Origin of the sequence: Streptomyces sp. NBC_00075, assembly GCF_045041225.1 — a bacterium.
GTDB lineage: Bacteria > Actinomycetota > Actinomycetes > Streptomycetales > Streptomycetaceae > Streptomyces > Streptomyces adonidis.
Genome location: NZ_CP108243.1, coordinates 3334895 through 3360413, shown reverse-complemented (window position 1 = coordinate 3360413; position 25519 = coordinate 3334895). Strand labels below are relative to the sequence as shown.

Genomic DNA, 25519 nt, shown 5'->3' with positions numbered 1-25519 from the left:
CAGGAAAGGCATGAGGCCATGAGCGGCATACCCACCCACCCGAACCGCCGATTCGAGGAATTCCTCGACAAGTCACGGGCGTTGGAAGGCCAACACCTGACGCAGTCGATCCCGCGCGAGTACTTCACGCCACGCACGGCCCGAGGCCTGCTCGGCCTCGCAGTGAGCCTGGCCCTGTACGTGGGGGCCATCGCCGGAGTCGCGTATTCCCCCTCCTGGCTGCTCGACATCCCGCTGTGGTTCGTGGCCGGCCTCGGCGGCTGGGGCATGCACTGCATCGCCCACGACTGCGGACACGGCTCGTTCTCCCGGTCACGGCGCCTGAACACGGCGGTTGGAAGCATCGCGCTGCTCCCGCTCCTCTACCCGTACCACTCCTGGCGCCACGTCCACAATCTGCATCACTCGCACACGAACAACCTCGAACTGGACACGGACTGGCGCCCGTTGCCCCCGGAGGCCTACCAACGTCTCTCGCCCCTCGCCAAGGCGATCTACGCGGGCACCCGCACCTGGGCCTTCTGGGGAGGCACCGTTCGCTACTGGTTCGTGTCGGGCTTCCGGCCGGGCTACTTCCCCAAGCGGTCGATGCGGCGCGACGTCTGGCGGTCCATCGCCTTCACCGGTCCGGTGGCCGTCGTAGGACTCTCAACGCTGGTGTGGTTCACCGGAGTCGAGGGCCTGCTGGTCTACTTCGTCCTGCCGTGGCTGACGACCCACCTGTGGTTCAGCGCCACGACGCTCATGCATCACAGCGCCGCCGACGTGCCCTTCCTGACCTCGGAGTACTGGACGCGGAACGCCAGCAGGCTGCTCCTGACCACGGATTACGCGTACCCGAAGGCGCTGCTGTTCCTGACCCACAACATCTCGGTCCACACCGCGCACCACGTGGCCCCGGCGATCCCGTTCTACAACCTCCCCAAGGCCCAACTCGCCCTGAAGGAAGCCCATCCGGGCATGGTCCGGGAGGAGCGGCTGAGGCTCGGCCACCTGTGGCGGATCCTCCGCAACCTGCATCTGTACGACACGGAAGCGGGCTTCTACACCGGCTTCGAGGCGGCCAAGGAGCCCCCGAAGAACCGGCCGGGGACGACGTCCCGCCCCGCGTGACTTCATGGATCATGGAGGCAAGCCATGCCGGTGACCGACCGACAACTGACCGAACCTGTCATGGGCCCGGCCGAGGCCCTCTCGGAGCTGTTCACGCCGGCCGGAAAACACAACCCGTACCCCCTCTACGACGCCCTCTGGGAACTCGGCCCGGTGATCCCCCTGGGCCCCTCCGGAACACTCGTACTCGGCTACGACGAGATCTGTACCGCCCTGCGCGACCCCCGTTTCCTGGTCACGGACGCCGCCGTGCACCGGACGACGGGCATGATCGACCACTCCTCCTGGCAGTGCTTCACGAAGATCATGATGTTCAGCAACTCGCCCGACCACGAACGCATGCGCCGCTTCGCCGCCTGGGCCTACTCGCCTCGCCAGATCACCGAACGGCGCCAACTGGCGGCCAGGGCGGCCGAGCGCTGGACGACCCACCTGGCCACCCTCGACGCCGACGGCGACGGCGGCCCGATCGACCTGGTCGAGACATTCGCGACCCGCGTACCGATCTGGGTCACCGGAGACCTGCTGGGCATCCCCGAGGCGGACCGGCTGGAGCTGCGTACGGCCATCACCGCGACGACGACCGCGTTCGAGCCGGTGTTCGACCCGGACGAACTGCGGCCGGCCGACGCGGGAATGGACGTACTGGTCGACTACCTCGACGACCTCGTACGGGAACGCCGACGCCGCCCGGGCGACGACCTGGTCAGCACGATGGTGCGGGACCGGGACGCCGACGGAGCGCTGAGCGAGGAGGAACTGGTCGCCAGTCTGGTGATGTTCCTGATCGCGGGCGTACAGAGCCCGAGCGACCTGATCGGCAACACGGTACGGCTGGCCCTGACCAACCCGTCGGAGGGCCGCGGCCTGACCGCCGACGCCGACGACCTCGTATCGGCCTTCATCACGGAGACCCTGCGCTTCGACCCGCCGAACCACGTACTGACGCGGTCCGCGGAGACGGACATCGACTTCTACGGCCATCGGATCGCCGCGGGCAGCAGGGCCCTGCTGGTCCTGGCCGCCGCCAACCGGGACCCCCGCCAGTTCGCCGACCCGGCGCGGTTCGACGTCACCCGGAAGGACAACCGCCCGCTCTCCTTCGGACTGGGCCCGCACTACTGCCTGGGCGCCGCCTTCGCCAGGATGCAGGTGGAGGTGGCGGTCCCGGTCCTCCTGAGCCGCTTCCCCCACCTGTCCCTGGCGGCCCCGCCCACCTACCGGGACCAGCTGGTGACACGCGGTTTCGCCCGGATGGAGGTGACGCTCGGTACGACGTGACCCCGAAACCGCGCGGGACGGCGGCGACCAGCGGCAAGATGAGCCCATGACAAAACTGCCCGCACGCTCGGACGGATGCGCCACCTCTGGTTCAGTGCTGTCGCTGTGGTCACAGGACTCCGTGTTGTCGATCGGCTCGGTGGGGTCGGTACTGTCCGTGGGGTCGGTCGGTTCGGCCCTGTCGATCGGCTCGATCGGAAGCGCGCTGTCCGTCGGCTCGATCGGTTCCTCCCTGTCACTGATCTCGACCGGGTCGTGGCTGAGCATGGGTTCGCTGTTCTCCGCACAGTCGCGGTGGTCGGTGCTGTCCTGGCGTGCCAACAGGGGCTTCCTGACCGCGGGAGCGGTGGGGGTGGCAGTCGGCGGCGCCCTGCTGGCGGCCCAGACGCTGCACAAGTCCGGAACGGACTGAGGCAGCAGGGGTGTCGGCGAAGCACATGACGCATATCACCTGTTGCCGTAAGCCCATTGCCGCATGACCCGTTGTCAGTGGCTCATGGCACGATCCCGGGCATGACATCGATCGACGAAGCGCTCCTCCTCAAGACGGCGGCCGAGTACGGCGTTCCCGGCCCCGTCGCACGGGAGTTGCTGGCCCAGACCCGGCCGTGCGTCTATCTGGTGGAGCACCGGGAACTGCCGGCGTCCCGGCAGGCGAACGCCCGCCCCGCCGCACGAACGGGCGGGCTCCCCGCGCTGCCTGAGGGGGTGGACTGGCCCGAAGGGCGATCGCCGCTCGTACTGAGCGTCGACTGCGCGGCCCTGCCCCAGGGCGTCCTGGACATCGAACTGCCCACTGACGGCCACCTGTTGCTCTTCACGGAGATCTCGTACGAGCCCGACTCGGCCGCGGTGCTCCATGTCCCCGCCGGAGCACACACGACGGAGCGCGCCGCGACGTATGAATGGGAGGGCGAGCCCATGCAGACCACGGTCTACGAACCACGCACGCTGTACGCCGTACCCGGACTGAGCCTGGACGGTGACCGGGAAGGGGGCCCGGAGACCGAGGCGTTCCTGGACGGGGAGGGCGAGGGGGCCGGGGAGACCCTGGAACGATTCGAGGAAGCCGTACTCGACCTGGCCTACGGCGGACAACACCCTGGCGTCTGTGTACAGATCGGCGGGTTCTCCGACCCGTGGGACATGGCCCCGGACGAGGGCGAACTCGTACTCTTCGCGCAGCTGGCCGGGCAGGCGATCGACTACGACGTATGCACCATGAACCTGATCGTGGGCACCCGGGAGGACATAGCCGCCCGACGGTACGACGGCCTCCAGTTCGAGCAGCAGACCTGATCCGGGCCCTGGTCGGCCTCGCCGGGCGCGGTCGTCGGAGCCGGTGGATGACCGCCCCTACGTAGGCCGACACGGGAGTGAATCAAAAAACCTCATCCCCCAACCAAGCAGGCGACCTGAACCTCTCCTCCCAACTCCTACTGGAACAGGGCCAGTAGCTCCTCATCTTCACGGCCAGCCCAGGCACGGAAAGCCACGAAAAGCTCGCCCTGCCGACAGTCCTGGGCACGGACCCTTTCGCCACCAAGTCGGAGTGAAGCCGGTTACCGGTCAGAAGGCGTGAGCCATCAGCTCCGAGAACAGCGCGTGTTCGTCGACATCGAGGCCCCGTGAGCGGAACCAGCCGCAGATGTTGGCGCAGTCGCGCTGGAGGAAGCTCATCCCGTTGAGGTTGCCGACCAGGTCGACGATCTGCGGCAGGTCGATGACGACCAGCCGCTCGCCCGCCGCCAGGATGTTGTACGCCGAGAGGTCGCCGTGCACGACGCCGTTCTGGACCATCGTCGCGAGCGCGTCGGTGAGCTGCTCGAAGTAGGCCGCCAACAGCTCGGGCGAGGGCCGGGTCTGGGCGAGCCGGGGCGCGGTCTGGACGGAGCCGTCCTCGTCGACGACGGTGATCCACTCCATGAGGATCTCGGTGCCGTCGATCTGGACCGGGTAGGGAACCGGCAGCCCGAGCTCCCAGAACCGCACCAGCGCACCCCACTCGGACACCGCCCACTCACCGGCCGCGACCTGTCGGCCGAAGGTGCTCTTCCGCTTGACGGCCCGCTCGTCACGTGAGCGCTTCATCGAGCGGCCCTCGGTGTAGGACGCGGAGCGATGGAAGGACCGGTGCTCGGGAGAGCGATACCGTTTGGCCGCCATGACCACACTGGCATCGGGTTCGCGCGGATCGGCGCGCTCGACGAGGTGAACGTCGGCCTCCTTGCCGGTCTTGAGGACACCGAGCTCGGTGTCGATCGCGCCCTGCGAGGTCACCACCCAGTCGGGGAGCGGCTCGGGGCCCCGGCAGAGAGGTTCGACACTGAGCCAGGTCGACCAGCGCTGGCCGTCGGCGAGGTCGTCATAGGGACGGAAGTCGAAGACGAACCGTTCGTCGACGTCACCCAGCTCGTCCGGCGGAAGGACGTGATGACGGTTGGCGTCGGTACTGAAGTCGTCAGGAAATACCGGGTGCTGAGGGTACTGCGAGAGATTGTCGTGAGACATCGCTGGAGGTGCTCCATGAGATGAGAGGGAGGCGGTCTGCGGGCAGACCGAGGACAGTCGTGGTCACGGTCGTGCCTCCTCTCGTGAAGCACCGGGCAGCTCCCGGCGGTCCGCCCATGCTGAGGGACGGACCCGGGCAGCGGCAACCGAATAAATCCGGGCCGCGTCGAGCGGCCCCAGCTTCCTGGCGCGTGCTCCTCCGTACAGGCCCGTCCGGCCCCTGGGGTCGTCGCCGGCCGGCCGCGCAGTGGCCGAGCGGGCCCGGCGCCCGGTGCGAGCGGGGCGGGAGGCCCGTACTTCCCGCAGCACGGCAACGACGGCATCGACGTGCTGCACTACGCGGTAGGGAACGGCTCCCCCTTCCGTACCGGGCGGCTGCACGGCCGGACCGTCCTCGATGTGCGCGCCCCCAGCACTTGTCGCGCTTCGACCTCGACTTCCTGCCCTGCTACAGGTTCTGCGGCGGACGCACCATCGACGGCGGCGGTGTCGGGTGGCCCAGCGGATCCTGGCAAAGACCTGCGCGATCTGGCACAACCGCGCCATCGGCGCACCCGTCACCAGGTCACTCGTCGCCTACGACCACTGAGCCACATCGGAACTACTCGTCCGGCCCGGTCTTCTCAGGGATTCAGCAGACCGAGGTCGACGGCGTCGGCGATGGCTTTCGCTCCGGCGTCGTTGACATGGAGGCCGTCGCCGCTGTTGTAGTCGTCGCGGATCCGGGTGGGCCGGTCCGGGTCCGCGACGGCGGCGGCTATGTCGACGATCGCGTCGAAGGGGTGGCTGTCGCCGAGGAGCCAGGTGTTGACCTCGGCGCGTACGGCCTGGCCCTCCTCGGTGTCGTAGCCGGGGTAGACCGTGCCGGCGTAGGGGCCGATCGTGGAGCCGATGACGGTGAGCCCGGCGGCGTGGAGGCGGTCGGCGAGCGTCGTGAGGCCGGTGACGAGATCGGCGGCCGTGGGGAGTTTGCCGGGCTCGGGGAAGGCGATGGCGCCGGGCAGGCCGAGGTCGTTGAGTCCGACGTGGATGATGACGTGTGTGGCGCCGGGGACGCTGAGGACATCGCGTTCGATACGGGTGAGCAGGTGGGCACCGATCTCGTCGGCGAGGAGCCGGTTGCCGCTGATGCCGGGGGCGACGATCCACCCGGGGCCGGTGAGGCGGCGGTTGAGCTGGGCGGGGAAGCTGCTGCCGGTGCCGGGGGTGGTGGCCATGCCCTCGATCCAGGAGTCCCCGAAGGCGACGGCGATACGGGTGTTCTCGGGGGCGAGGACGTCGATGCCGGTGATGTAGTGGCTGGTGATCAGCTCTTCCGACTCGTCGAGAGTCTCGGCGGTGAGCTGGTTGCCGGGGACGGCGTGCCCGACGTCATAGGGGATGGCGGCGTACGTGGACAGGCCGGTGTCGCCGGGGAGGTAGAGGCTGAGGGCGAGTTCCTCGCCCGCGGTCACGGCCCGCTCGACGGGGTCGCTGACGATCTCCTCGCCGGGCGGGATCGTGACGCTCTCGGCGCCGCCGAAGAGCACGGTGATGTCGGTGCCGGGGGCCGTGCCGCTGCCTTCGGTGCGGCGGGCGAGGTGGGCGCCGCCTATCTCCAGCGGAGTCGTCCCGTAGCGGTTGCTGAGGCGGATGCGGAGGGCCTCGCCGCCGCCGGCGGGATGCAGCGTCTGCCGTACGGTCTGGTCGGTGAAGCCTCGGACCTCGAAGAGCTTGAAGGCTTCGTGGGGGTCGATCACGGCGGAGCGGTGAGCGGCGATCCAGGTGCTGCCTGCACGGGTGCTGGTCATGGCCGAAAGGTAGGCAGTTTAATTACAGCCGTCACCATTCCGCCCTACTTCTTTGCCTTTCCATTGCCGCACGTCGGTGAGGGGCGTGAGGGCTCTCTCCTGCCGGGCGGCCGGGATCCGCGGCCGGGGAGGGGGTCCTTTATGGGGAACTGGGTGATGCGGTCGACGACTTCAGCTGTGCGCTCAAGCGTCTCGCGCGGCGCGGGCCAGGCGTCATGTAGACGACGCAGCCTGTGTCGGAGGTGTGTCGCGTGCATCGCAGATAGTGCGCGAACAGTGAGGGGCAACGAGAAAAAGCGGGAGTCAGTGAGACTGACTCCCGCTCTCTCAAGTCGGCATCCGCCCAGCTCAGCACGTGATTCCTACTGGCTGTGTGGCGAGTGCCCCCGGCAGGATTCGAACCTGCGCACACGGCTCCGGAGGCCGTTGCTCTATCCCCTGAGCTACGGGGGCGTGTCTGGCGCGTTGCGCGGTGACGGGTAGAACACTACCAGCTCGTTCGGGGTGATCAGGAACGGGTTTTGGCGGTCCCGGGGGACGGGGCCGGCGCCCGCTCGCGCGCGTGGAAGTGGGGAAAAGCCGGACGCGGTGGCCGGTCTCGACCTACCCTCGACTTGTGCCAGGCGTGTCCGGCCGGGTGCTTGTTGTGGACGACAACAAGGTCATCCGGCAGCTGATCAGGGTCAACCTCGAACTGGAGGGTTTCGAGGTCGTGACCGCTGCTGACGGTGCCGAGTGTCTGGATGTCGTTCATCAGGTGCGGCCTGACGTCGTGACCCTTGACGTCGCGATGCCCCGGCTCGACGGTCTGCGTACCGCCGCCCGCCTGCGTGCCGACCCCCGTACCCGCGACCTGCCCCTCGCCATCATCAGCGCCTGTTCGCAGTACGAGGTCGAGGCCGGCCTCGATGTCGGCGTCGACGCTTTTCTCGCCAAGCCCTTCGACCCCGCCGAACTCATCGGCCTCGTACGGCAGTTGGCCGAGCGGGGGCGGGACAGCGCCTCCCTCGAGAGCGCCCTCGCGCCACCCCTCGGCGCCCCCAACGAAGCCGAGCGCGCCGGCTGGGGCGCCAGCGGCTGACCCAGGCGATCAGGCTGACCCAGGCGATCAGGCTGACCCATGTGATCAGGCTGACCCATGTGATCCATGTGACCCGGGCGATCACGGCGATCCGGGCACCGTTCCGTCGCCCCCTCCTCATCCCGGCGACCTCCCGCCCCCTCCGTCCACATCCCGAACCCCCGCGCACCCAGTCGCGCCCCCACGCCCCTCCGTCCACATCCCGGACCCCTCCAAACCCAGTCGCACCCCCACCCCCCTCCTCCCATACCCTTGTCCCGTGACCCCCGTCGAGCTGTCCCGTACCGTGCTGTGCGCGGTGCGTCGTGCTGTCGACGAGGGAGAGCTGAGCGTTGCCGTCCCCGCACGCGCCGTCGTTTCCGCGCCCGGGCCTGGCGGCACCGGGGACTACGCGACGAACATCGCGCTGCAACTGGCCCGGCCCGCCGGCCGCACCCCCCGCTACGTCGCCGAAGTGCTGCGCGAGCGGATCAGCGTCGCCCCCGGTGTCCGCGACGTCGAGATCACCGGACCCGGATTCCTCAACATCAGCCTCGACAGCGCCGCCCCCGCAGCCCTCGTACGGGAGATTCGAAGCCGGGGCCCGCGGTACGGACACAGTGACGCCCTCGCCGGGCAAATGCTGTCGGTCCTGCTGCCCGACAAGAGCGACGTTCGCGCCGAAACCCTCGCCGACGCCCTCGCACGCATCGTCGCCACCCAAGGCGGCCGGGTTCACATCCAGCGCGGCAGCAGTCGACCGAGTGCCCTCCATGACGTCGAGACTCTCGACCTCCGCACCCTCCCCCCAGCCCCCCACGACCCCACCCCCCTCGGCCCCGACGCCGCCCGCTGGGCCCTCCTCCACCCCGCGCCCCACGACCGGCCCCGTATCGGCGCCGAGCACCTCGTCCAGCGGGAGAGCAACCCCCTCTTCCGGGTGCGTTACGCCTACGCCCGTACCCGCGCCCTCGGCCGCAACGCCGCCGATCTCGGCTTCACGGCGTACCCCGGTGACCTCACCGACGTATCGCAGCCCCCACTCCTCACCCCCCTCGCCGACCACCCCCGCCTCCTCCTCAGCGCCGCCACCCACCGCGCCCCGGACCGGCTCGCCCGGCATCTCGTCACCGTCGCCGATGCCACGCTCGCCTTCACGCCCACCGTGCTGCCGCTCGGCGACGAGAAACCCTCGGCCGCCCATCGTGCCCGGCTCGCGCTCGCCGAAGCCGCCGGGACGGTGCTGGCCGGCGGCCTGTCCCTGCTCGGCATCGACGCACCCGAATACCTTTGACATGCCTCTTGCCGTACCTCTGACATGTCTTGACACCTCTGAGGAAGCCGCACAGCCATGAGCCGTTCCGCACACCCCGCCGGGCCCCGTCACGCCGATGTACTGCCCGAGGGGCACCCCTCCGCGCCGCCCGCCGACCTCAACGCCCTCGACGGGAAGGTCTGGGCGTCCACCGTCACCCGTACCCCCGACGGTGTCGTCACCGTGGGAGGGGTCGAGGTCACGACGCTTGCCGAGGAGTTCGGTACCCCGGCCTATTTCCTCGACGAGACCGACTTCCGTGAGCGTGCCCGCGCCTGGCGTACCGCCTTCGGGCCGGACGCCGACGTTTTCTACGCCGGTAAGGCGTTCCTGTCCAAGGCCGTTGTGCGGTGGTTGCACGACGAGGGGCTCAATCTGGATGTCTGCTCCGGTGGGGAACTCACCACCGCTCTCTCCGCCGGTATGCCCGCCGATCGCATCGCCTTCCACGGCAACAACAAGTCCGTCGACGAGATCGAGACCGCCATTCGTGCCGGTGTCGGGCGGATCGTGCTCGACTCCTTCCAGGAGATCGTCCGCGTCGCCCACATCGCGCAGTCCCTCGGCAAGCGGCAGCGCGTGCAGATCCGTATCACCGTGGGGGTCGAGGCGCACACCCACGAGTTCATCGCCACCGCCCACGAAGACCAGAAGTTCGGTATTCCGCTTGCCGGTGGGCAGGCCGCCGAGGCCGTGCGGCGGGCGTTGCAGCTCGATGGGCTTGAGCTGATCGGCATTCACTCGCACATCGGGTCCCAGATCTTCGACATGTCCGGGTTCGAGGTCGCCGCTCACCGTGTTGTCGGGCTGCTCAAGGACATTCGTGACGAGCACGGGGTCGAGCTGCCCGAGATCGATCTCGGGGGTGGGCTCGGTATCGCCTACACCAGCGACGACGACCCCCGCGAGCCCCACGAGATCGCCAAGGCTCTGACAGAGATCGTCAGCCGGGAGTGTGAAGCCGCCAGGCTCAGCACCCCTCGTATCTCGGTCGAGCCCGGGCGCGCCATCGTCGGCCCTACCGCCTTCACCCTCTACGAGGTCGGCACCATCAAGCCCCTGGAAAACCTCCGCACCTACGTCTCCGTCGACGGCGGGATGTCCGACAACATCCGGACCGCGCTCTACGACGCCGAGTACAGCGTCGCTCTCGTCTCCCGGACCTCCGAGGCCGCGCCCATGCTCGTGCGAGTCGTCGGCAAGCACTGTGAGAGCGGGGACATCGTCGTCAAGGACGCCTTCCTGCCCGCCGACCTGGCACCGGGTGACCTGATCGCGGTGCCGGCGACCGGTGCGTACTGCCGGTCCATGGCCAGCAACTACAACCATGCCCTTCGGCCACCCGTCGTCGCCGTTCGGGACGGGGAGGCTCGGGTCATCGTCCGGCGGGAGACCGAGGAGGATCTTCTCCGTCTCGATGTGGGATGACTCGACGTGGGATGAGATCCAAGAAACCCGCTGCACACCGCGCGGCGGAAGATCTCCTGTCTTCCGCCGCCCGGAAAACGAAATAAACATCTCACGATCCGGACGATGGATAGAAACTTCAGTCCGGTGAGTGAGACTTGTCGAACCTAGACGGTATGAGGAAACGAGGTCGGATGATGCGTACGCGTCCGCTGAAGGTGGCGCTGCTGGGCTGTGGGGTTGTCGGCTCAGAGGTGGCGCGCATCATGACGACGCACGCCGACGATCTCGCCGCCAGGATCGGCGCTCCCGTCGAGCTTGCGGGCGTTGCCGTTCGCCGGCCCTCCAAGGTGCGTGAGGGTATTGACCCCGCCCTTGTCACCACCGACGCCACCGCCCTCGTCAAACGCGGTGACATTGATGTCGTGGTTGAGGTCATCGGGGGTATCGAGCCCGCTCGTTCCCTCATCACCGCCGCCTTCGAGCACGGCGCGTCCGTCGTCTCCGCCAACAAGGCCCTCCTCGCCCAGGACGGCGCCGCTCTCCACGCCGCCGCCGAGGACCACGACGCCGACCTTTACTACGAGGCCGCCGTCGCCGGTGCGATTCCGCTCATCCGGCCGCTGCGTGAGTCCCTCGCCGGGGACAAGGTCAATCGGGTACTGGGGATCGTCAATGGCACTACTAACTTCATTCTCGACAAGATGGATTCCACCGGCGCCGGTTATCAGGAGGCCCTCGACGAGGCCACCGCTCTCGGGTACGCCGAAGCCGACCCCACCGCCGATGTCGAAGGCTTCGACGCCGCCGCCAAGGCCGCCATCCTCGCCGGGATCGCCTTCCACACGCGCGTGCGGCTCGACGACGTCTACCGCGAGGGCATGACCGAGGTCACCGCCTCCGACTTCGCCTCCGCCAGGAACATGGGCTGCACCATCAAGCTGCTCGCCATCTGCGAGCGGGCCGGGGACGGGCAGTCCGTCACCGCGCGCGTGCATCCGGCCATGATTCCGCTGACGCACCCGCTGGCCTCCGTGCGCGGCGCCTACAACGCCGTGTTCGTCGAGTCCGACGCCTCCGGACAGCTGATGTTCTACGGGCCCGGTGCCGGCGGTGCGCCGACCGCGTCCGCCGTCCTCGGCGACCTCGTCGCCGTGTGCCGCAACCGGCTGAACGGGGCCACCGGGCCCGGCGAGTCGGCGTACGCCGCACTGCCCGTTTCGGGCATGGGCGATGTCGTCACGCGCTACCACATCAGCCTCGACGTCGCCGACAAACCGGGTGTTCTCGCCCAGGTGGCCACCGTGTTCGCCGAGCACGGGGTTTCCATCGATACGGTTCGGCAGACGGGCAAGGACGGCGAGGCATCCCTCGTCGTCGTCACCCATCGTGCGTCCGACGCCGCCCTGGGCGGAACCGTCGAGGCGTTGCGCAAGCTCGACACCGTGCGGGGTGTCGCCAGCATCATGCGGGTTGAAGGAGAGTAACCAGCAATGACCCACCAGTGGCGCGGAATCATCGAGGAGTACCGGGACCGGCTGCCCGTCTCCGACAGCACGCCGGTCGTGACGCTCCGCGAGGGCGGCACGCCCCTCGTGCCCGCGCAGGTGCTCTCCGAGCGCACGGGCTGCGAGGTCCACCTCAAGGTGGAGGGCGCCAACCCGACCGGGTCCTTCAAGGACCGCGGTATGACCATGGCCATCACGCGCGCGAAGGAAGAGGGGGCCAAGGCCGTTATTTGTGCCTCTACGGGCAACACCTCTGCCTCCGCCGCCGCCTACGCCGTGCGCGCGGGCATGGTCTCGGCCGTGCTCGTGCCGCAGGGCAAGATCGCCCTCGGCAAGATGGGGCAGGCGCTGGTCCACGGCGCCAAGATCCTCCAGGTCGACGGCAACTTCGACGACTGCCTCACCCTCGCCCGGTCGCTGAGCGACAACTACCCGGTGGCGCTGGTGAATTCGGTCAACCCGGTGCGTATCGAGGGGCAGAAGACGGCGGCTTTCGAGATCGTCGACATGCTCGGCGACGCGCCCGACATCCACGTCCTGCCGGTCGGCAACGCGGGCAACATCACCGCGTACTGGAAGGGCTACACCGAGTACGCCACCGACGGCATCGCCCGGCGCACCCCGCGCATGTGGGGGTTCCAGGCGTCCGGCAGTGCCCCGATCGTGCGCGGCGAGGTCGTCAAGGACCCCTCGACGCTCGCCACCGCGATCCGCATCGGCAACCCGGCGTCCTGGAAGCAGGCGCTGGCCGCGCGCGACGACTCGGGCGGCCTCATCGACGAGGTGACGGACCGTGAGATCCTGCGCGCCTACCGGCTGTTGGCCGCGCAGGAGGGCGTTTTCGTCGAGCCCGCGTCCGCCGCGTCCGTCGCCGGTCTGCTGAAGCTGGCCGAGCAGGGCAAGGTCGACCCGGGCCAGACCATCGTCTGCACGGTCACCGGCAACGGCCTGAAGGACCCGGGCTGGGCCACCGAGGGCGCACCGAAGCCGGTCGTCGTGCCCGTGGACGCCGCGACCGCCGCCGAGCGACTCGGACTCGCGTAGACCGGGTACTGACCATCCGAACCTGGGTACTCCCTACGTAGTCCCTACGGCGGGTGCACAGGGGGCTTACGACACGCATCGTGCGCCTCCTGTGCGCCCTATGTCGCCACAGAACCTTCCTTCGATAAGCTGGGGTGAACCCGCCCGCCGCATATGCCCCGGCACATGGCACGGCGCCGCGTCGTCCCAGCGGTCTGAGGGTCTCCGTGCAGGTCCTCAGCCGTATTTCAGTAGCCGTTTTCCAGTGTCGTATCGCATGTCTTCGACGAAATCGCAGCTCAAGGAGAGTCATCGAGCGATGGCCGGTCCAGCGTTCCGCGCCGCCGCCGTCCGGGTGCGCGTCCCCGCCACCAGCGCCAATCTCGGTCCGGGCTTCGACGCCCTGGGCCTGTCGCTGGGGTTGTACGACGACGTGGTCGTCCGGGTGGCCGACTCCGGGCTGCACATCGACATCGCGGGTGAGGGCAGCGAGACCCTCCCGCGCGACGAGAACCACCTCCTCGTACGGTCCCTGCGCACCGCCTTCGACCTGCTGGGCGGACAGCCGCGCGGGCTTGAGATCGTGTGCGCCAACCGCATTCCGCACGGGCGGGGACTCGGCTCCTCCTCGGCCGCCATCTGCGCCGGCATCGTCGCCGCGCGGGCCGTCACCATAGGCGGCGACAGCCGGCTCGACGACGAGGCGCTGCTCGAACTCGCCACCGAGATCGAGGGCCACCCCGACAACGTCGCCGCCTGTCTCCTCGGCGGGTTCACGCTCTCCTGGATGGAGGCCGGAGCCGCCCGGGCGATCAGGATGGAGCCCCACGGTTCCATCGTTCCGGTGGTTTTCGTGCCCGGGAAGCCGGTGCTGACCGAGACCGCTCGCGGTCTCCTGCCGCGCACCGTCCCGCACGTCGACGCCGCGACCAACGCGGGGCGCGCCGGTCTGCTCGTCGAGGCGCTGACCAGGCGTCCTGAGTTTTTGCTGCCGGCCACCGAGGATCGGTTGCACCAGGAGTACCGGGCGCCTGCCATGCCGGAGAGCGCGGCGCTGGTGGAGCGGCTGCGGGCCGACGGCATCCCCGCGGTGATCTCCGGTGCGGGGCCCACGGTGCTTGCGCTGGCCGACGAGGCCACGGCCGACAAGGTCTCCCGGCTGGCGGGCGAGGGCTGGGCCGCCAACCGGCTCGGTCTCGACGCCCGGGGCGCGAGTGTCCTGCCGCTCGCGGCACCCGGGGAGAGCTGAATCAACGCCGTGACCTCCGACGCTGTGACATTCAACTACATACCGTTGCCGGATTTCGAGAGGGGGAATGTTTGTTGGATCCGGTAGTGTTAACCTCAAGTCTGCACCCGACCCCACCATGGCGAGGTGCTTTGTGTCCCCGTCCGGGACAGACATTCTTCCGGGAGCCTCCCAAGCCACTCTGTGTTTCATGCGGCGTTCCATTCGTCGTGTGCAGGCGCTGAGCGGCATTCAGTGCACGCTCCGGAACCGGTGTGACCAAGCCGCCTGACACGGACACTCAGTGTCATGGCTTTGGGAAACGCCATCACCAGAAACCTCTTCCGCCGCTTCGGCGGACCACCGCCCCGGCACGGTCCACTCATGAAGGACCGAAGCCGGACAGCACAACCGGTCGCCGTGCCAGACAGGCCGACGTCCGCTCCAGGGAAGGACCCTTCGTGAGCGACACCACCGATCTGATGGGCGCACGTGTCGAGGAGACCGCTGCCGCGCCCTCCACGGACGCCTCCGCGCCTGCCACGGGTGCCGGCTCCCGGCGGCGCCGCGGTACCGGCCTCGACGGCATGGTGCTGGCCGAGCTTCAGCAGGTCGCATCCGGCCTCGGTATCAAGGGCACTGCGCGGATGCGCAAGAGCCAGCTGATCGAGGTCATCAAGGAGGCGCAGGCCGGAGGCGGGACCTCCAAGGCCGCCTCCCCCGCGGGGGAGGCCGCCGAGGCCAAGCCGAAGCGCCGCGCCACCTCCAAGGCCCGTACGGGCGAGGACGCCGCGCCCGCCGCCGCAGAGCAGAAGGCGGCCGTGCAGGTCGAGGCGCCCGCCGAGAAGGCCGTGGCCCAGCAGCAGATCGAGATCCCCGGTCAGCCCGCCAGCGACGACGCCCCGGCCGAGCGCCGCCGGCGTCGTGCCACGGCCGAGGCCGGCAGCCCCGAGACGGTTGTCGCCGAGGCGAAGAGCGAGCCGAAGGCCGAGACGCCGGCCGCGCAGCCGCAGGGCGACGCCGGTGACGGCGACGGCCGTCAGGGCCGCCGTGACCGCCGGGACCGCGGTGACCGCGGCCGGGACCGCGACCGCCGGGGCAACAAGGGCGACGAGCAGCAGGGCGGCGGCGCCCAGCAGCGCTCCACCCAGCAGGGCCAGGGCCAGCAGGGCGACGGCCGTCAGGGCCGCCAGGACCGTGCCGAGCGTCAGGACCGCCAGCAGCGGGACCAGCGTGACAGTGGTCCGCGTGACAACGGGCCTCGGGCCGATGAGGACGGGGACGACTTCGACGGCGGACGCCGCGGACGCCGTGGCCGCTACCGGGACCGCCGGGGCCGGCGCGGGCGCGAGGAGTTCGGCCCGAACGAGCCGCAGGTCGCCGACGACGACGTCCTGATCCCCGTCGCGGGCATCCTGGACATCCTCGACAACTACGCCTTCATCCGGACCTCCGGCTACCTGCCGGGTCCGAACGACGTGTACGTCTCCCTCGCCCAGGTCCGCAAGAACGGCCTGCGCAAGGGCGACCACGTCACCGGCGCGGTCCGTCAGCCGAAGGAAGGCGAGCGCCGCGAGAAGTTCAACGCGCTCGTCCGCCTCGACTCCGTCAACGGCATGGCGCCCGAACACGGCCGTGGCCGCCCGGAGTTCAACAAGCTGACCCCGCTCTACCCGCAGGACCGCCTCCGTCTGGAGACGGACCCGGGCATCCTCACCACCCGCATCATCGACCTCGTCGCGCCGATCGGTAAGGGCCAGCGCGGTCTGATCGTGGCCCCGCCGAAGACCGGCAAGACCATGATCATGCAGGCGATCGCCAACGCGATCACGCACAACAACCCCGAGTGCCACCTGATGGTCGTCCTGGTCGACGAGCGTCCGGAAGAGGTCACCGACATGCAGCGGTCGGTGAAGGGCGAGGTCATCTCCTCGACCTTCGACCGCCCGGCCGAGGACCACACCACGGTCGCCGAGCTGGCCATCGAGCGCGCCAAGCGTCTGGTGGAGCTGGGTCACGACGTCGTCGTGCTGCTCGACTCGATCACGCGTCTGGGCCGTGCGTACAACCTCGCCGCCCCGGCCTCCGGCCGCATCCTGTCCGGTGGTGTCGACTCGACCGCCCTGTACCCGCCGAAGCGCTTCTTCGGTGCGGCCCGCAACATCGAGGACGGCGGCTCGCTGACCATCCTCGCCACCGCGCTGGTGGACACCGGGTCCCGCATGGACGAGGTCATCTTCGAGGAGTTCAAGGGCACCGGCAACGCCGAGCTGAAGCTCGACCGGAAGCTCGCCGACAAGCGCATCTTCCCGGCGGTGGACGTCGACGCGTCCGGTACCCGTAAGGAAGAGATCCTGCTCGCCCCCGACGAGCTCGGGGTCGTCTGGAAGCTGCGCCGGGTGCTGCACGCGCTCGACCAGCAGCAGGCGGTCGAGCTGCTCCTCGACAAGATGAAGCAGACGAAGTCGAACGCCGAGTTCCTGATGCAGATCCAGAAGACGACGCCGGGCAACGGCAACGACTGACGGTCGGTAAACGGAACGACAGACGGCCGGTAAACGGTCGGCAAGCAGTCCATAAAGGGTCACCTCCTGTTCCAGGGGTGGCCCTTTGTGGTGTTTGGGACAGGTGTACGATCGCGCTCTTCGGGCCGGTTCTCGTGGTGCGCCCGAACTTACGATCCCAAGGGGGGACTTGAGTGGGTATATCCCTGTCCGGTGAGGGCCGCCACAGACGTCGTGTGCGGATCGCCGTTCCTTTCGTTGCCGCCGGCCTCGCCGCCGCGGTCACGGGCGCGCTGATGATGTCGTCCGCGAACGCCGCCACCGCCCTGCCGCAGCCCACCGCCGACCTGAGCCGCAGCGCGGTGCCGAGCACCGCGGAGCTGAAGGAGCGCGTCGCGGGCGCGGCCACCGGCGACGGCACCCTGGCGTCCAAGAAGACCTCGCTCACCGCCGGTTCCGTCGGTGGCACCAAGGACGCGAAGATCATCGGTGGTTCGACGACCACCATCTCGGCGGCGCCGTACATGGCGCAGCTCTGGTACTACGACGACAAGGGCACGCCGGACGCGACCGGCGACGACGTCGACTTCTTCTGTGGCGGCGCCGTCATCGCGCCCACCAAGATCCTCACCGCCGCGCACTGCGTCAAGGGCTACAACTGGAAGGCCAACGGCGCCGTCGTCACCGGCACCGCGACGCTTCCGGACGCCGACGGGAACACGAACGGGACGGTCTCGGGCGTCTGGCGCCAGTGGAACAACCCGTCGTACAGCTCGGTGACGTTCGACAACGACGTCGCCGTCCTGACGCTGGCGTACCCCGTCAAGGCCGCGCCGATCCGGATGACGACGGCCGGTGACACCGTCTCCTACAAGGCGCTCACCAACGCCAAGGTCTTCGGCTGGGGACGCACCACGTCCACCACCCAGGACATCTCCCCGACGCTGAAGACGGCCACGCTGCCCATCCAGTCCGACGCCACCTGCAAGGGCGCCTACGGCACCGACTTCGTCGCGGGCCACATGGTCTGCGCGGGCACGCCCGCCACCGGCAGCGACACCGGCACCACCACCGCCTGCAACGGCGACTCCGGCGGCCCGCTCGTGGTCGCAGGCAAGGTCGTCGGCGTCGTGTCGTGGGGTGTGACGGACTGTGTCGAGAAGGGCGCCTACAGCGTCTTCTCGAAGGTCACCTCGTACGTCGGCGCCGTGTACCCGCGCGTCGAGGACGCCAACCTCAGCGGTGACCAGCTGGCGGACCTGTGGCTGCGCCGCGCCTCCACCAAGGTCGGCTACGAGAAGGACTCCAAGGGCACGAGCTTCGGCCCGAGCGTGGTCTGGGGCAACTGGGACGGCGTCAACGTCGTCCTCCAGACCGACCTGAACCGGGACGACTACCAGGACCTGGTGGTCCGCGACAGTGCCACCGGCGCCGTCTACTGGATGCACTACGTGCCCGACAGCGAGTCCTGGGCCACGACGCAGATCTTCGCCAACTGGAAGAGCCGCACCCGGATCATCACCCCGGGCGACGTCACCGGCGACTACAAGCCCGACGTCCTCTCGGTCGACTCCGCGGGCGCCCTGTGGATCTACCCGGGCAACGGCAACGGCACCTTCGGGTCGCCGTCCAAGGTCTCCACGGGCTGGAACCAGTACAGCACCATCGTCGGCCACGGCGACTTCACCGGTGACGGCAAGGCCGACCTGCTGGCCCGCACCAAGACCGGCGGCGTCGGCTACCTCCTCAAGGGCAACGGCAAGACCGGCTCCCAGGCCTTCGTGCCCCGGGTCAAGGTGCGCAGCTGGAGCGGCTTCAACACCCTGGTCACCCCCGGTGACGTGACCGGTGACGGAAAGGCCGACTTCCTGGCCCGTACGCCCACCGGAGTGATGTACCTGTACCCGGGCACCGGCACGGGCACGAGTGCGATCTTCGGCACACCGAAGTCCGTCGGCACCGACTACAAGCAGTGGGACATCATCAGCTGAACCCGCAGGTGAACGGAGTCCTCTGAGCCTTTCCGAGGAACATCCCGTCCGTTCGGTCACGAACTGTGCCCTTCGCACCACGCGAAGGGCACAGTTCGTTGTGCAACCCTTTTTCCGTAATGACCGTCTGACTGACCGGTACGACGGAACCAGGACTGGCCCTGAAAGCAGGGGGTAACCGACCGGACGAGACCGAGGGGAACACATGTCCGCCGAGAGCGATCCGCTTGATCCCGCTGATCCGGCGAAGAGGCGCAGCCGCCGCAAGCCCCGCGGCAAGCACTCCAGGGCGCTCCTCGTCACCGCCTGGATCGCCGCGGCCATCGTCGTGCTCGGCGGCACCGGACTCGGGTACGTGTACTTCAAGCTCAACGGCAACATCAAGAGCGTCGACATCAACCAGGTCCTGGGCACCGACCGCCCGACCAACGTCGACAACGGCTCCGAGGACATCCTGGTCCTGGGCTCCGACACCCGCTCCGGCGCCAACAGGAAGCTCGGCGGCGGTACGGACGACGGCAGCGCCCGCTCGGACACCGCGATGATCGTCCACGTGTACGAGGGCCACAAGAAGGCCAGTGTCGTCTCCGTCCCCCGGGACACCCTCGTCGACCGGCCCGCGTGCACCGACGCCAAGGGCGTCACGCACGACGCGGCGACCGGCGTGATGTTCAACTCCGCGTACTCCACGGGGGGCGCCGCCTGCGCGGTGAAGACCGTCGAGTCGCTCACCGGGATCCGGATGGACCACTACATCGAGGTCGACTTCACCGGCTTCCAGAAACTCGTCGACGAGCTGGGCGGCGTGGAGATCACCACGACGAAGGACATCAAGGACTCGGACAGCCACCTGAACCTGAAGGCCGGCACGCACAAGCTGAACGGCAAGCAGGCCCTCGGCCTGGTCCGCACCCGCCACGGCGTCGGCGACGGCTCCGACCTGGGCCGCATCCAGCTCCAGCAGGCGTTCATCAAGGCCCTGGTCGACCAGATCAAGGACGTAGGAGTCCTGACGAACCCCAAGAAGCTCTTCGACCTGGCGGACACGGCCACCAAGGCGATCACCACGGACTCCGACCTGGGCTCGGTCCGCTCCCTGACGTCCTTCGCGACGGGCCTGAAGAGCATCAGCTCCTCCCACATGACCATGATCACCATGCCGGTGGAGTACGACCCGGCCAACCCCAACAGGGTCGTAGTCGACAGGAACAAGGCCCAGCTGGTCTGGAAGGCCCTGAAGGCCGACAAGCCCATCCCGGCAGCAGCGACCAAGGGCACGGCAAGGGGAGACGCGGCAGGCGTGGTGAGCTAGCTGGAAACAGGGGGCGCAGCCCCCGTTTCCAGGGGCGCGGGGAACTGCGCGACAAGCCACCACGCACCCGCAGGGAATACTCAAGGGCAACCCCCGGTTTTGGGGGATGCGCCCAGTCCTGGCAGACTGGTACGTCGGCCCCGGTTCACGCACCCGCATCCCGCGGAGGCGACCCGGCGCCCTCCCGAATCTAGGAGAACCCCTTGAAGCGCGAAGTCCACCCCGAGTACGTCGAGACCCAGGTCAGCTGCACCTGTGGCGCGTCGTTCACCACCCGCAGCACGATCACGAGCGGCAACATCCGCGCCGAGGTCTGCTCCGAGTGCCACCCGTTCTACACGGGCAAGCAGAAGATCCTCGACACCGGTGGCCGTGTGGCCCGCTTCGAGGCCCGCTTCGGCAAGGCCACTGCCGGCTCCAAGAAGTAGCGAGGCACCAGCGCCGGTCCACGGTCGCCCTCCGGGGCGTACCTGGACCGGCGTTTTTGGTCGCCCGCCTTCCCCCACGCACCACACGTTTTCAGGAGCCCCCATGTTCGAGGCCGTCGAGGATCTGCTCACCGAGCACGCCGACCTGGAGAAGAAGCTCGCCGACCCGTCGGTCCACGCCGACCAGGCCAACGCGCGCAAGCTCAACAAGCGCTACGCCGAGCTGACCCCGATCGTCGCGACCTACCGCTCCTGGAAGCAGACCGGGGACGACATCGGCACGGCGAAGGAGTTCGCCGTCGACGACCCCGACTTCGCCGCCGAGGTCAAGGAACTGGAGAAGCAGCGCGAGGAGCTCACCGAGAAGCTGCGCCTGCTGCTCGTTCCCCGGGACCCCAACGACGACAAGGACGTGATCCTGGAGGTCAAGGCGGGCGCGGGCGGCGACGAGTCCGCCCTGTTCGCCGGCGACCTCCTGCGGATGTATCTGCGGTACGCCGAGCGCGTCGGCTGGAAGACCGAGATCATCGACGCCACCGAGTCCGAGCTGGGCGGCTACAAGGACGTCCAGGTCGCCGTGAAGACCAAGGGCGGCCAGGGCGCCACCGAGCCCGGCCAGGGCGTCTGGGCCCGGCTGAAGTACGAGGGCGGAGTGCACCGCGTACAGCGCGTGCCCGCGACCGAGTCGCAGGGCCGCATCCACACCTCCGCCGCCGGTGTCCTGGTCACCCCCGAGGCGGAGGAGGTCGACGTGGAGATCAACCCGAACGACCTCCGCATCGACGTGTACCGCTCCTCGGGTCCCGGTGGGCAGTCCGTCAACACGACCGACTCCGCCGTGCGCATCACGCACATTCCCACCGGAGTCGTCGCTTCCTGCCAGAACGAGAAGAGCCAGCTGCAGAACAAGGAGCAGGCGATGCGTATCCTGCGCTCCAGGCTCCTCGCGGCAGCCGTGGAGGAAGCGGAGAGGGAGGCCGCCGACGCCCGCCGCAGCCAGGTCCGCACGGTCGACCGCTCCGAGAAGATCCGCACGTACAACTTCCCGGAGAACCGACTCTCGGACCACCGCGTCGGCTTCAAGGCCTACAACCTCGACCAGGTCCTCGACGGCGACCTCGACGCCGTCATCCAGGCCTGTGTCGACGCGGACTCCGCCGCGAAGCTGGCGGCAGCGTAAGCCCCGTACGAGCCCCGTACGAGTGACAAGTACCGGAGGACCAGCGTGCAGCAGAACATTGGGGGACGGCCCCCGAGCCCCCGCAGCGTGCTGCTCGCGGAGGTGGCCCAGGCCACCCAGCGGCTGGCCGACGCGGGTGTGCCCTCGCCGCGCAACGACGCGGAGGAACTCGCCGCGTTCGTGCACGGCGTGAAGCGGGGCACGCTGCACACCGTCAAGGACACCGACTTCGACGCCCGCTACTGGGAGGTCATCGCCCGCCGCGAGGCCCGTGAGCCGCTCCAGCACATCACCGGGCGGGCCTTCTTCCGGTACCTGGAACTCCAGGTCGGACCAGGCGTGTTCGTGCCGCGCCCCGAGACCGAGTCGGTCGTCGGCTGGGCCATAGACGCCGTCCGCGCGATGGACGTCGTCGAGCCGCTGATCGTCGACCTGTGCACCGGCTCCGGCGCCATCGCGCTCGCCCTCGCCCAGGAGGTCCCGCGCTCCCGCGTGCACGCCGTGGAGCTGTCCGAGGACGCCCTGGCGTGGACCCGCAAGAACATGGAGGGGTCCAGGGTCGACCTGCGGCAGGGCAACGCCCTGGACGCCTTCCAGGACCTCGACGGCCAGGTCGACCTGGTCATCTCCAACCCGCCCTACATCCCGCTCACCGAGTGGGAGTACGTCGCCCCGGAGGCCCGGGACCACGATCCCGAACTCGCCCTGTTCTCGGGCGAGGACGGCCTCGACCTCATCCGGGGCCTGGAACGCACCGCCCACCGTCTGCTGCGCCCCGGCGGCGTCGTCGTCGTCGAGCACGCGGACACCCAGGGCGGCCAGGTGCCGTGGATCTTCACCGAGGAACGGGGCTGGGCCGACGCGGCCGACCACCCGGACCTCAACAACCGCCCCCGCTTCGCGACCGCCCGCAGGGCCATGCCGTGAGCGTCACCCAGACTTTCTACCCCCAGCAGTACGTGTACGAGGAGGCCCGCTAAATGGCTCGGCGATACGACACCAACGACGCGACCGACCGCACGACCGGTCTGCGCGAGGCCGCGTCCGCCGTCCGCCGCGGCGAGCTGGTGGTCCTCCCGACCGACACGGTCTACGGCATCGGTGCCGACGCGTTCTCCTCCGAGGCCGTCAACGACCTGCTGGAGGCGAAGGGCCGTGGTCGTGGCATGCCCACGCCCGTTCTGATCGGCTCCCCGAACACCCTGCACGGCCTGGTCACGGACTTCTCCGAGATGGCCTGGGAACTCGTCGACGCCTTCTGGCCGGGCGCCCTCACCCTCGTCGCCAAGCACCAGCCGTCCCTCCAGTGGGACCTCGGGGACACCCGTGGCACGGTCGCCGTACGCATGCCGCTGCACCCCGTCGCCATCGAACTGCTGACCGAGGTCGGCCCCATGGCGGTCTCCTCCGCCAACCTGACGGGCCACCCCGCGCCCGAGGACTGTGACGCCGCGCAGGAGATGCTCGGCGACTCCGTCTCCGTCTACCTCGACGGCGGTCCCACGCCCGGGAACGTCCCGTCGTCGATCGTCGACGTCACGGGCAAGGTGCCGGTCCTGCTGCGCGCGGGCGCACTGTCGGCCGATGAGCTGCGCAAGGTGGTCCCCGACCTCGAGGTGGCGAATTGACAGCCCCTGACGCGGGGCGTGGCATAGGCACGCGTACGGGGGTCACGGGGACTCAAGCCTGGGACGGGGCCTCGCGGGACGCCTTCCGCATCCTTTATGTCAGCACCGGCAACGTATGCCGCTCACCGATCACCGAGCGGCTGACCAGGCATGCCCTGGCGGACCGGCTCGGTGACCCGCTGTGGGGCGGCCTGATCGTGGAGAGCGCCGGTACGTGGGGCCACGAGGGCGCGCCCATGGAGGCCAACGCGGAGGCGGTCCTCGCGGAGTTCGGCGCGGATCCCTCCGGGTTCACCGGGCGCGAGCTGCTCGACGAGCATGTGATCCGGGCGGACCTGGTGCTGACGGCGACGCGGGACCATCGCGCGCAGGTCATCTCCATGGGGCACTCGGCGGGCCTGCGCACGTTCACGCTGAAGGAGTTCACCCGCCTGGTGAAGGCGATCGACCCGGCGACGCTGCCGCCGCTGGACGACGGCATGATCCAGCGCGCCCGCGCGCTGGTCCGCGCGGCGGCGGCTCTACGCGGGTGGCTCCTGGCCCCCACGGCGGAGGCGGACGAGGTGTACGACCCGTACGGCGCCCCTCTGACCTTCTTCCGGTCGATCGGGGACGAGATACAGCAGGCGCTGGATCCGGTGGTTACGGCGTTGACCGGGGTGCCTGCGAAGGCCTGAGCGCCTACGGTCCTGCCACTTGGTGTCGTCTTGCGGCTGCGGGCCCGTTGTGGCCGGTCGCGCAGTTCCCCGCGCCCCTTTGGGGCGCGTTTCCGTGGGCGCGGATGACGACGGGCCCGGAGCGGGGCTTGTCGCGCCCGCGCGGCGGAGCCGCGTATCGACACAGCCCCGCGCCGATCAGGGCGCTGCGGCCTACATTGGACATACGTCACCGTCGACGCTCGGAGCCCACCATGTCGGTCACGCATGCCTTTGAGAGCGATGTCGACGTACTGCGCCGCCAGGATCCCGAGCTGGCCGAAGTGCTGCTCGGGGAAGCCCAGCGGCAGGCGACCACGCTTCAGCTGATCGCCGCCGAGAACTTCACCTCGGCCGCCGTGCTGGCCGCGCTCGGCTCGCCGCTCGCCAACAAGTACGCCGAGGGGTATCCCGGCGCCCGGCACCACGGCGGCTGCGAGATCGTCGACGTCGCCGAGCGGGTCGCCGTGGAACGGGCCAGGGCGCTGTTCGGGGCCGAACACGCCAACGTCCAGTCCCACTCGGGGTCTTCGGCCGTACTGGCCGCCTACGCCGCCCTCCTGCGCCCCGGTGACACCGTTCTCGCCCTCGGGCTGCCGTACGGCGGGCACCTCACCCACGGGTCGCCCGCCAACTTCTCCGGGCGCTGGTTCGACTTCGTGCCCTATGGGGTGGATGCCGAGAGCGGGCTCATCGACTACGACCAGGTGCGCGCTCTCGCCCGTACGCATCGGCCCAAGGCCGTCGTCTGCGGGTCCATCGCCTATCCCCGGCACATCGACTACGTCCTCTTCCGCGAGATCGCCGACGAGGTGGGCGCCTATCTCATCGCCGACGCCGCCCATCCCATCGGGCTCGTCGCCGGGGGAGCGGCGCCCAGTCCCGTGCCGTACGCCGATGTCGTCTGCGCGACCACCCACAAGGTGCTGCGCGGGCCGCGCGGCGGGATGCTGCTGTGCGGCGCCGAGCTGGCGGAACGGGTCGACCGGGCGGTTTTCCCGTTCACGCAGGGCGGCGCGCAGATGCACACGATCGCCGCCAAGGCCGTCGCCTTCGGCGAGGCGGCGACCCCGGCCTTCACGGCGTACGCCCATCAGGTGGTCGCCAACGCGCGTGTGCTGGCGGAGGGGCTGGCCGCCGAGGGGTTGATCGTCACCACGGGCGGGACCGATACGCATCTCATCACCGCCGATCCGGCGCCGCTCGGCGTGGACGGACGTACCGCGCGAGGGCTGCTTTCCGCCGCGGGAGTGGTTCTGGACTGCTGTGCGTTGCCTCATGGGGAGGCCCGCGGACTGCGGCTCGGGACGGCGGCGCTGACCACGCAGGGGATGGGAGAAGCCGAGATGGCGAGGGTCGCGGTGCTGGTCGCGGGTGTGCTGCGCGGGGCTGTGGAGAGTGGTGGGGCGCGTGAAGAGGTGCGGGAGCTGGCCGGTAGATTTCCGCCGTATCCCGGGCGGTGAGGGGTAATCGTCACCTCGTGCACAGGCCCGCGTGCAACCATCGTCGCTACCCGGAAGTCCCCAACCTTATGCGTCCCTCGCT

The 25519-nt window shown here is 69.3% G+C and carries 21 protein-coding genes and 1 tRNA gene; 19 read left to right on the top strand and 3 right to left on the bottom strand.

The genetic code is table 11. The features are described 5' to 3' along the window. Positions 1-18 precede the first annotated feature (18 nt). From OG787_RS14300 to OG787_RS14285, 4 genes are all read left to right on the top strand, one after another. Positions 19-1113: a fatty acid desaturase gene (locus tag OG787_RS14300; protein WP_405535427.1), complete on the top strand. Its 1095-nt coding sequence runs from the start codon at positions 19-21 to the stop codon at positions 1111-1113. A gap of 24 nt (positions 1114-1137) precedes the next feature. Continuing rightward, the gene (locus OG787_RS14295; protein WP_405535426.1) at positions 1138-2394 is read left to right on the top strand and encodes a cytochrome P450; all 1257 of its coding nucleotides are present in this window, start codon (positions 1138-1140) and stop codon (positions 2392-2394) included. A gap of 46 nt (positions 2395-2440) precedes the next feature. Next, positions 2441-2806: a hypothetical protein gene (locus OG787_RS14290; RefSeq protein ID WP_369033122.1), complete on the top strand. Its 366-nt coding sequence runs from the start codon at positions 2441-2443 to the stop codon at positions 2804-2806. Positions 2807-2907: 101 nt separating this feature from the next. Further along, positions 2908-3693, top strand: coding sequence for a DUF1963 domain-containing protein (locus OG787_RS14285; protein ID WP_405535425.1), 786 nt, complete (start codon positions 2908-2910; stop codon positions 3691-3693). Positions 3694-3963: 270 nt separating this feature from the next. On the opposite strand, the gene OG787_RS14280 is transcribed toward OG787_RS14285, so the two are convergent. The 3 genes from OG787_RS14280 to OG787_RS14270 all read right to left on the bottom strand — a co-directional run bounded on the left by OG787_RS14280 (position 3964) and on the right by OG787_RS14270 (position 7148). Beyond that, positions 3964-4905: a serine protein kinase RIO gene (locus OG787_RS14280; protein WP_405535424.1), complete on the bottom strand. Its 942-nt coding sequence runs from the start codon at positions 4903-4905 to the stop codon at positions 3964-3966. Positions 4906-5528: 623 nt separating this feature from the next. Beyond that, a complete protein-coding gene (locus OG787_RS14275) occupies positions 5529-6695 on the bottom strand; it encodes a GDSL-type esterase/lipase family protein (protein WP_405535423.1) in 1167 nt (388 codons plus the stop codon). 381 nt (positions 6696-7076) lie between these two features. Further along, positions 7077-7148: transfer RNA gene (locus OG787_RS14270), tRNA-Arg, on the bottom strand. A 163-nt stretch (positions 7149-7311) separates the two neighbouring features. Between OG787_RS14270 and OG787_RS14265 the strand changes: the two genes are divergently transcribed. The 15 genes from OG787_RS14265 to glyA all read left to right on the top strand — a co-directional run bounded on the left by OG787_RS14265 (position 7312) and on the right by glyA (position 25437). After that, positions 7312-7776 (top strand): response regulator, encoded by a 465-nt coding sequence (locus OG787_RS14265; protein WP_405535422.1) that lies wholly within the window; start codon positions 7312-7314, stop codon positions 7774-7776. A 259-nt stretch (positions 7777-8035) separates the two neighbouring features. After that, on the top strand, positions 8036-9049 hold the full coding sequence (nrtL, locus tag OG787_RS14260) for an ArgS-related anticodon-binding protein NrtL (protein ID WP_369033117.1): 1014 nt from the start codon (positions 8036-8038) through the stop codon (positions 9047-9049). Between the two features lie 57 nt (positions 9050-9106). Next, on the top strand, positions 9107-10498 hold the full coding sequence (gene lysA / locus OG787_RS14255; RefSeq protein ID WP_369033116.1) for a diaminopimelate decarboxylase: 1392 nt from the start codon (positions 9107-9109) through the stop codon (positions 10496-10498). A 173-nt stretch (positions 10499-10671) separates the two neighbouring features. Further along, on the top strand, positions 10672-11964 hold the full coding sequence (locus OG787_RS14250; protein WP_235474821.1) for a homoserine dehydrogenase: 1293 nt from the start codon (positions 10672-10674) through the stop codon (positions 11962-11964). Positions 11965-11970: 6 nt separating this feature from the next. Continuing rightward, complete coding sequence (gene thrC, locus OG787_RS14245; protein WP_369033115.1) at positions 11971-13029, top strand: threonine synthase; 1059 nt, start codon at positions 11971-11973, stop codon at positions 13027-13029. 298 nt (positions 13030-13327) lie between these two features. Then, positions 13328-14257 (top strand): homoserine kinase, encoded by a 930-nt coding sequence (gene thrB / locus OG787_RS14240; protein WP_389348779.1) that lies wholly within the window; start codon positions 13328-13330, stop codon positions 14255-14257. Positions 14258-14697: 440 nt separating this feature from the next. After that, complete coding sequence (rho, locus tag OG787_RS14235; protein WP_369033113.1) at positions 14698-16761, top strand: transcription termination factor Rho; 2064 nt, start codon at positions 14698-14700, stop codon at positions 16759-16761. Between the two features lie 173 nt (positions 16762-16934). Further along, a complete protein-coding gene (locus OG787_RS14230; protein ID WP_369033112.1) occupies positions 16935-18731 on the top strand; it encodes a trypsin-like serine protease in 1797 nt (598 codons plus the stop codon). A 205-nt stretch (positions 18732-18936) separates the two neighbouring features. Further along, positions 18937-20043, top strand: a complete 1107-nt coding sequence (locus OG787_RS14225; RefSeq protein WP_369033111.1) for an LCP family protein — start codon at positions 18937-18939, stop codon at positions 20041-20043. Between the two features lie 203 nt (positions 20044-20246). Then, positions 20247-20471 carry a 50S ribosomal protein L31 gene (gene rpmE / locus OG787_RS14220; protein WP_235474815.1) on the top strand — a complete coding sequence of 75 codons (225 nt, stop codon included), beginning with the start codon at positions 20247-20249 and terminating at the stop codon, positions 20469-20471. A gap of 103 nt (positions 20472-20574) precedes the next feature. Next, on the top strand, positions 20575-21651 hold the full coding sequence (prfA, locus tag OG787_RS14215; RefSeq protein ID WP_235474814.1) for a peptide chain release factor 1: 1077 nt from the start codon (positions 20575-20577) through the stop codon (positions 21649-21651). Positions 21652-21738: 87 nt separating this feature from the next. Beyond that, positions 21739-22578, top strand: coding sequence for a peptide chain release factor N(5)-glutamine methyltransferase (gene prmC / locus OG787_RS14210; protein WP_319211918.1), 840 nt, complete (start codon positions 21739-21741; stop codon positions 22576-22578). Positions 22579-22631: 53 nt separating this feature from the next. Continuing rightward, entirely contained in the window at positions 22632-23279 is a 648-nt protein-coding gene (locus OG787_RS14205; RefSeq protein WP_369033110.1) for an L-threonylcarbamoyladenylate synthase, read from the top strand. After that, entirely contained in the window at positions 23276-23956 is a 681-nt protein-coding gene (locus OG787_RS14200; protein WP_235474813.1) for a protein-tyrosine-phosphatase, read from the top strand. The genes OG787_RS14205 and OG787_RS14200 overlap by 4 nt, the downstream gene beginning before the upstream one ends. 233 nt (positions 23957-24189) lie before the next feature. After that, positions 24190-25437, top strand: coding sequence for a serine hydroxymethyltransferase (gene glyA / locus OG787_RS14195; RefSeq protein WP_405535421.1), 1248 nt, complete (start codon positions 24190-24192; stop codon positions 25435-25437). Positions 25438-25519: the final 82 nt, after the last annotated feature.

Coding starts and splice junctions, on each gene's coding strand:
- OG787_RS14300 (WP_405535427.1), top strand. CDS start 19: ATGAGCGGCATACCCACCCACCCGAACCGCCGATTCGAGGAATTCCTC.
- OG787_RS14295 (WP_405535426.1), top strand. CDS start 1,138: ATGCCGGTGACCGACCGACAACTGACCGAACCTGTCATGGGCCCGGCC.
- OG787_RS14290 (WP_369033122.1), top strand. CDS start 2,441: ATGACAAAACTGCCCGCACGCTCGGACGGATGCGCCACCTCTGGTTCA.
- OG787_RS14285 (WP_405535425.1), top strand. CDS start 2,908: ATGACATCGATCGACGAAGCGCTCCTCCTCAAGACGGCGGCCGAGTAC.
- OG787_RS14280 (WP_405535424.1), bottom strand. CDS start 4,905: ATGTCTCACGACAATCTCTCGCAGTACCCTCAGCACCCGGTATTTCCT.
- OG787_RS14275 (WP_405535423.1), bottom strand. CDS start 6,695: ATGACCAGCACCCGTGCAGGCAGCACCTGGATCGCCGCTCACCGCTCC.
- lysA (WP_369033116.1), top strand. CDS start 9,107: ATGAGCCGTTCCGCACACCCCGCCGGGCCCCGTCACGCCGATGTACTG.
- OG787_RS14250 (WP_235474821.1), top strand. CDS start 10,672: ATGATGCGTACGCGTCCGCTGAAGGTGGCGCTGCTGGGCTGTGGGGTT.
- thrC (WP_369033115.1), top strand. CDS start 11,971: ATGACCCACCAGTGGCGCGGAATCATCGAGGAGTACCGGGACCGGCTG.
- thrB (WP_389348779.1), top strand. CDS start 13,328: ATGGCCGGTCCAGCGTTCCGCGCCGCCGCCGTCCGGGTGCGCGTCCCC.
- OG787_RS14225 (WP_369033111.1), top strand. CDS start 18,937: ATGTCCGCCGAGAGCGATCCGCTTGATCCCGCTGATCCGGCGAAGAGG.
- prfA (WP_235474814.1), top strand. CDS start 20,575: ATGTTCGAGGCCGTCGAGGATCTGCTCACCGAGCACGCCGACCTGGAG.
- OG787_RS14205 (WP_369033110.1), top strand. CDS start 22,632: ATGGCTCGGCGATACGACACCAACGACGCGACCGACCGCACGACCGGT.
- glyA (WP_405535421.1), top strand. CDS start 24,190: ATGTCGGTCACGCATGCCTTTGAGAGCGATGTCGACGTACTGCGCCGC.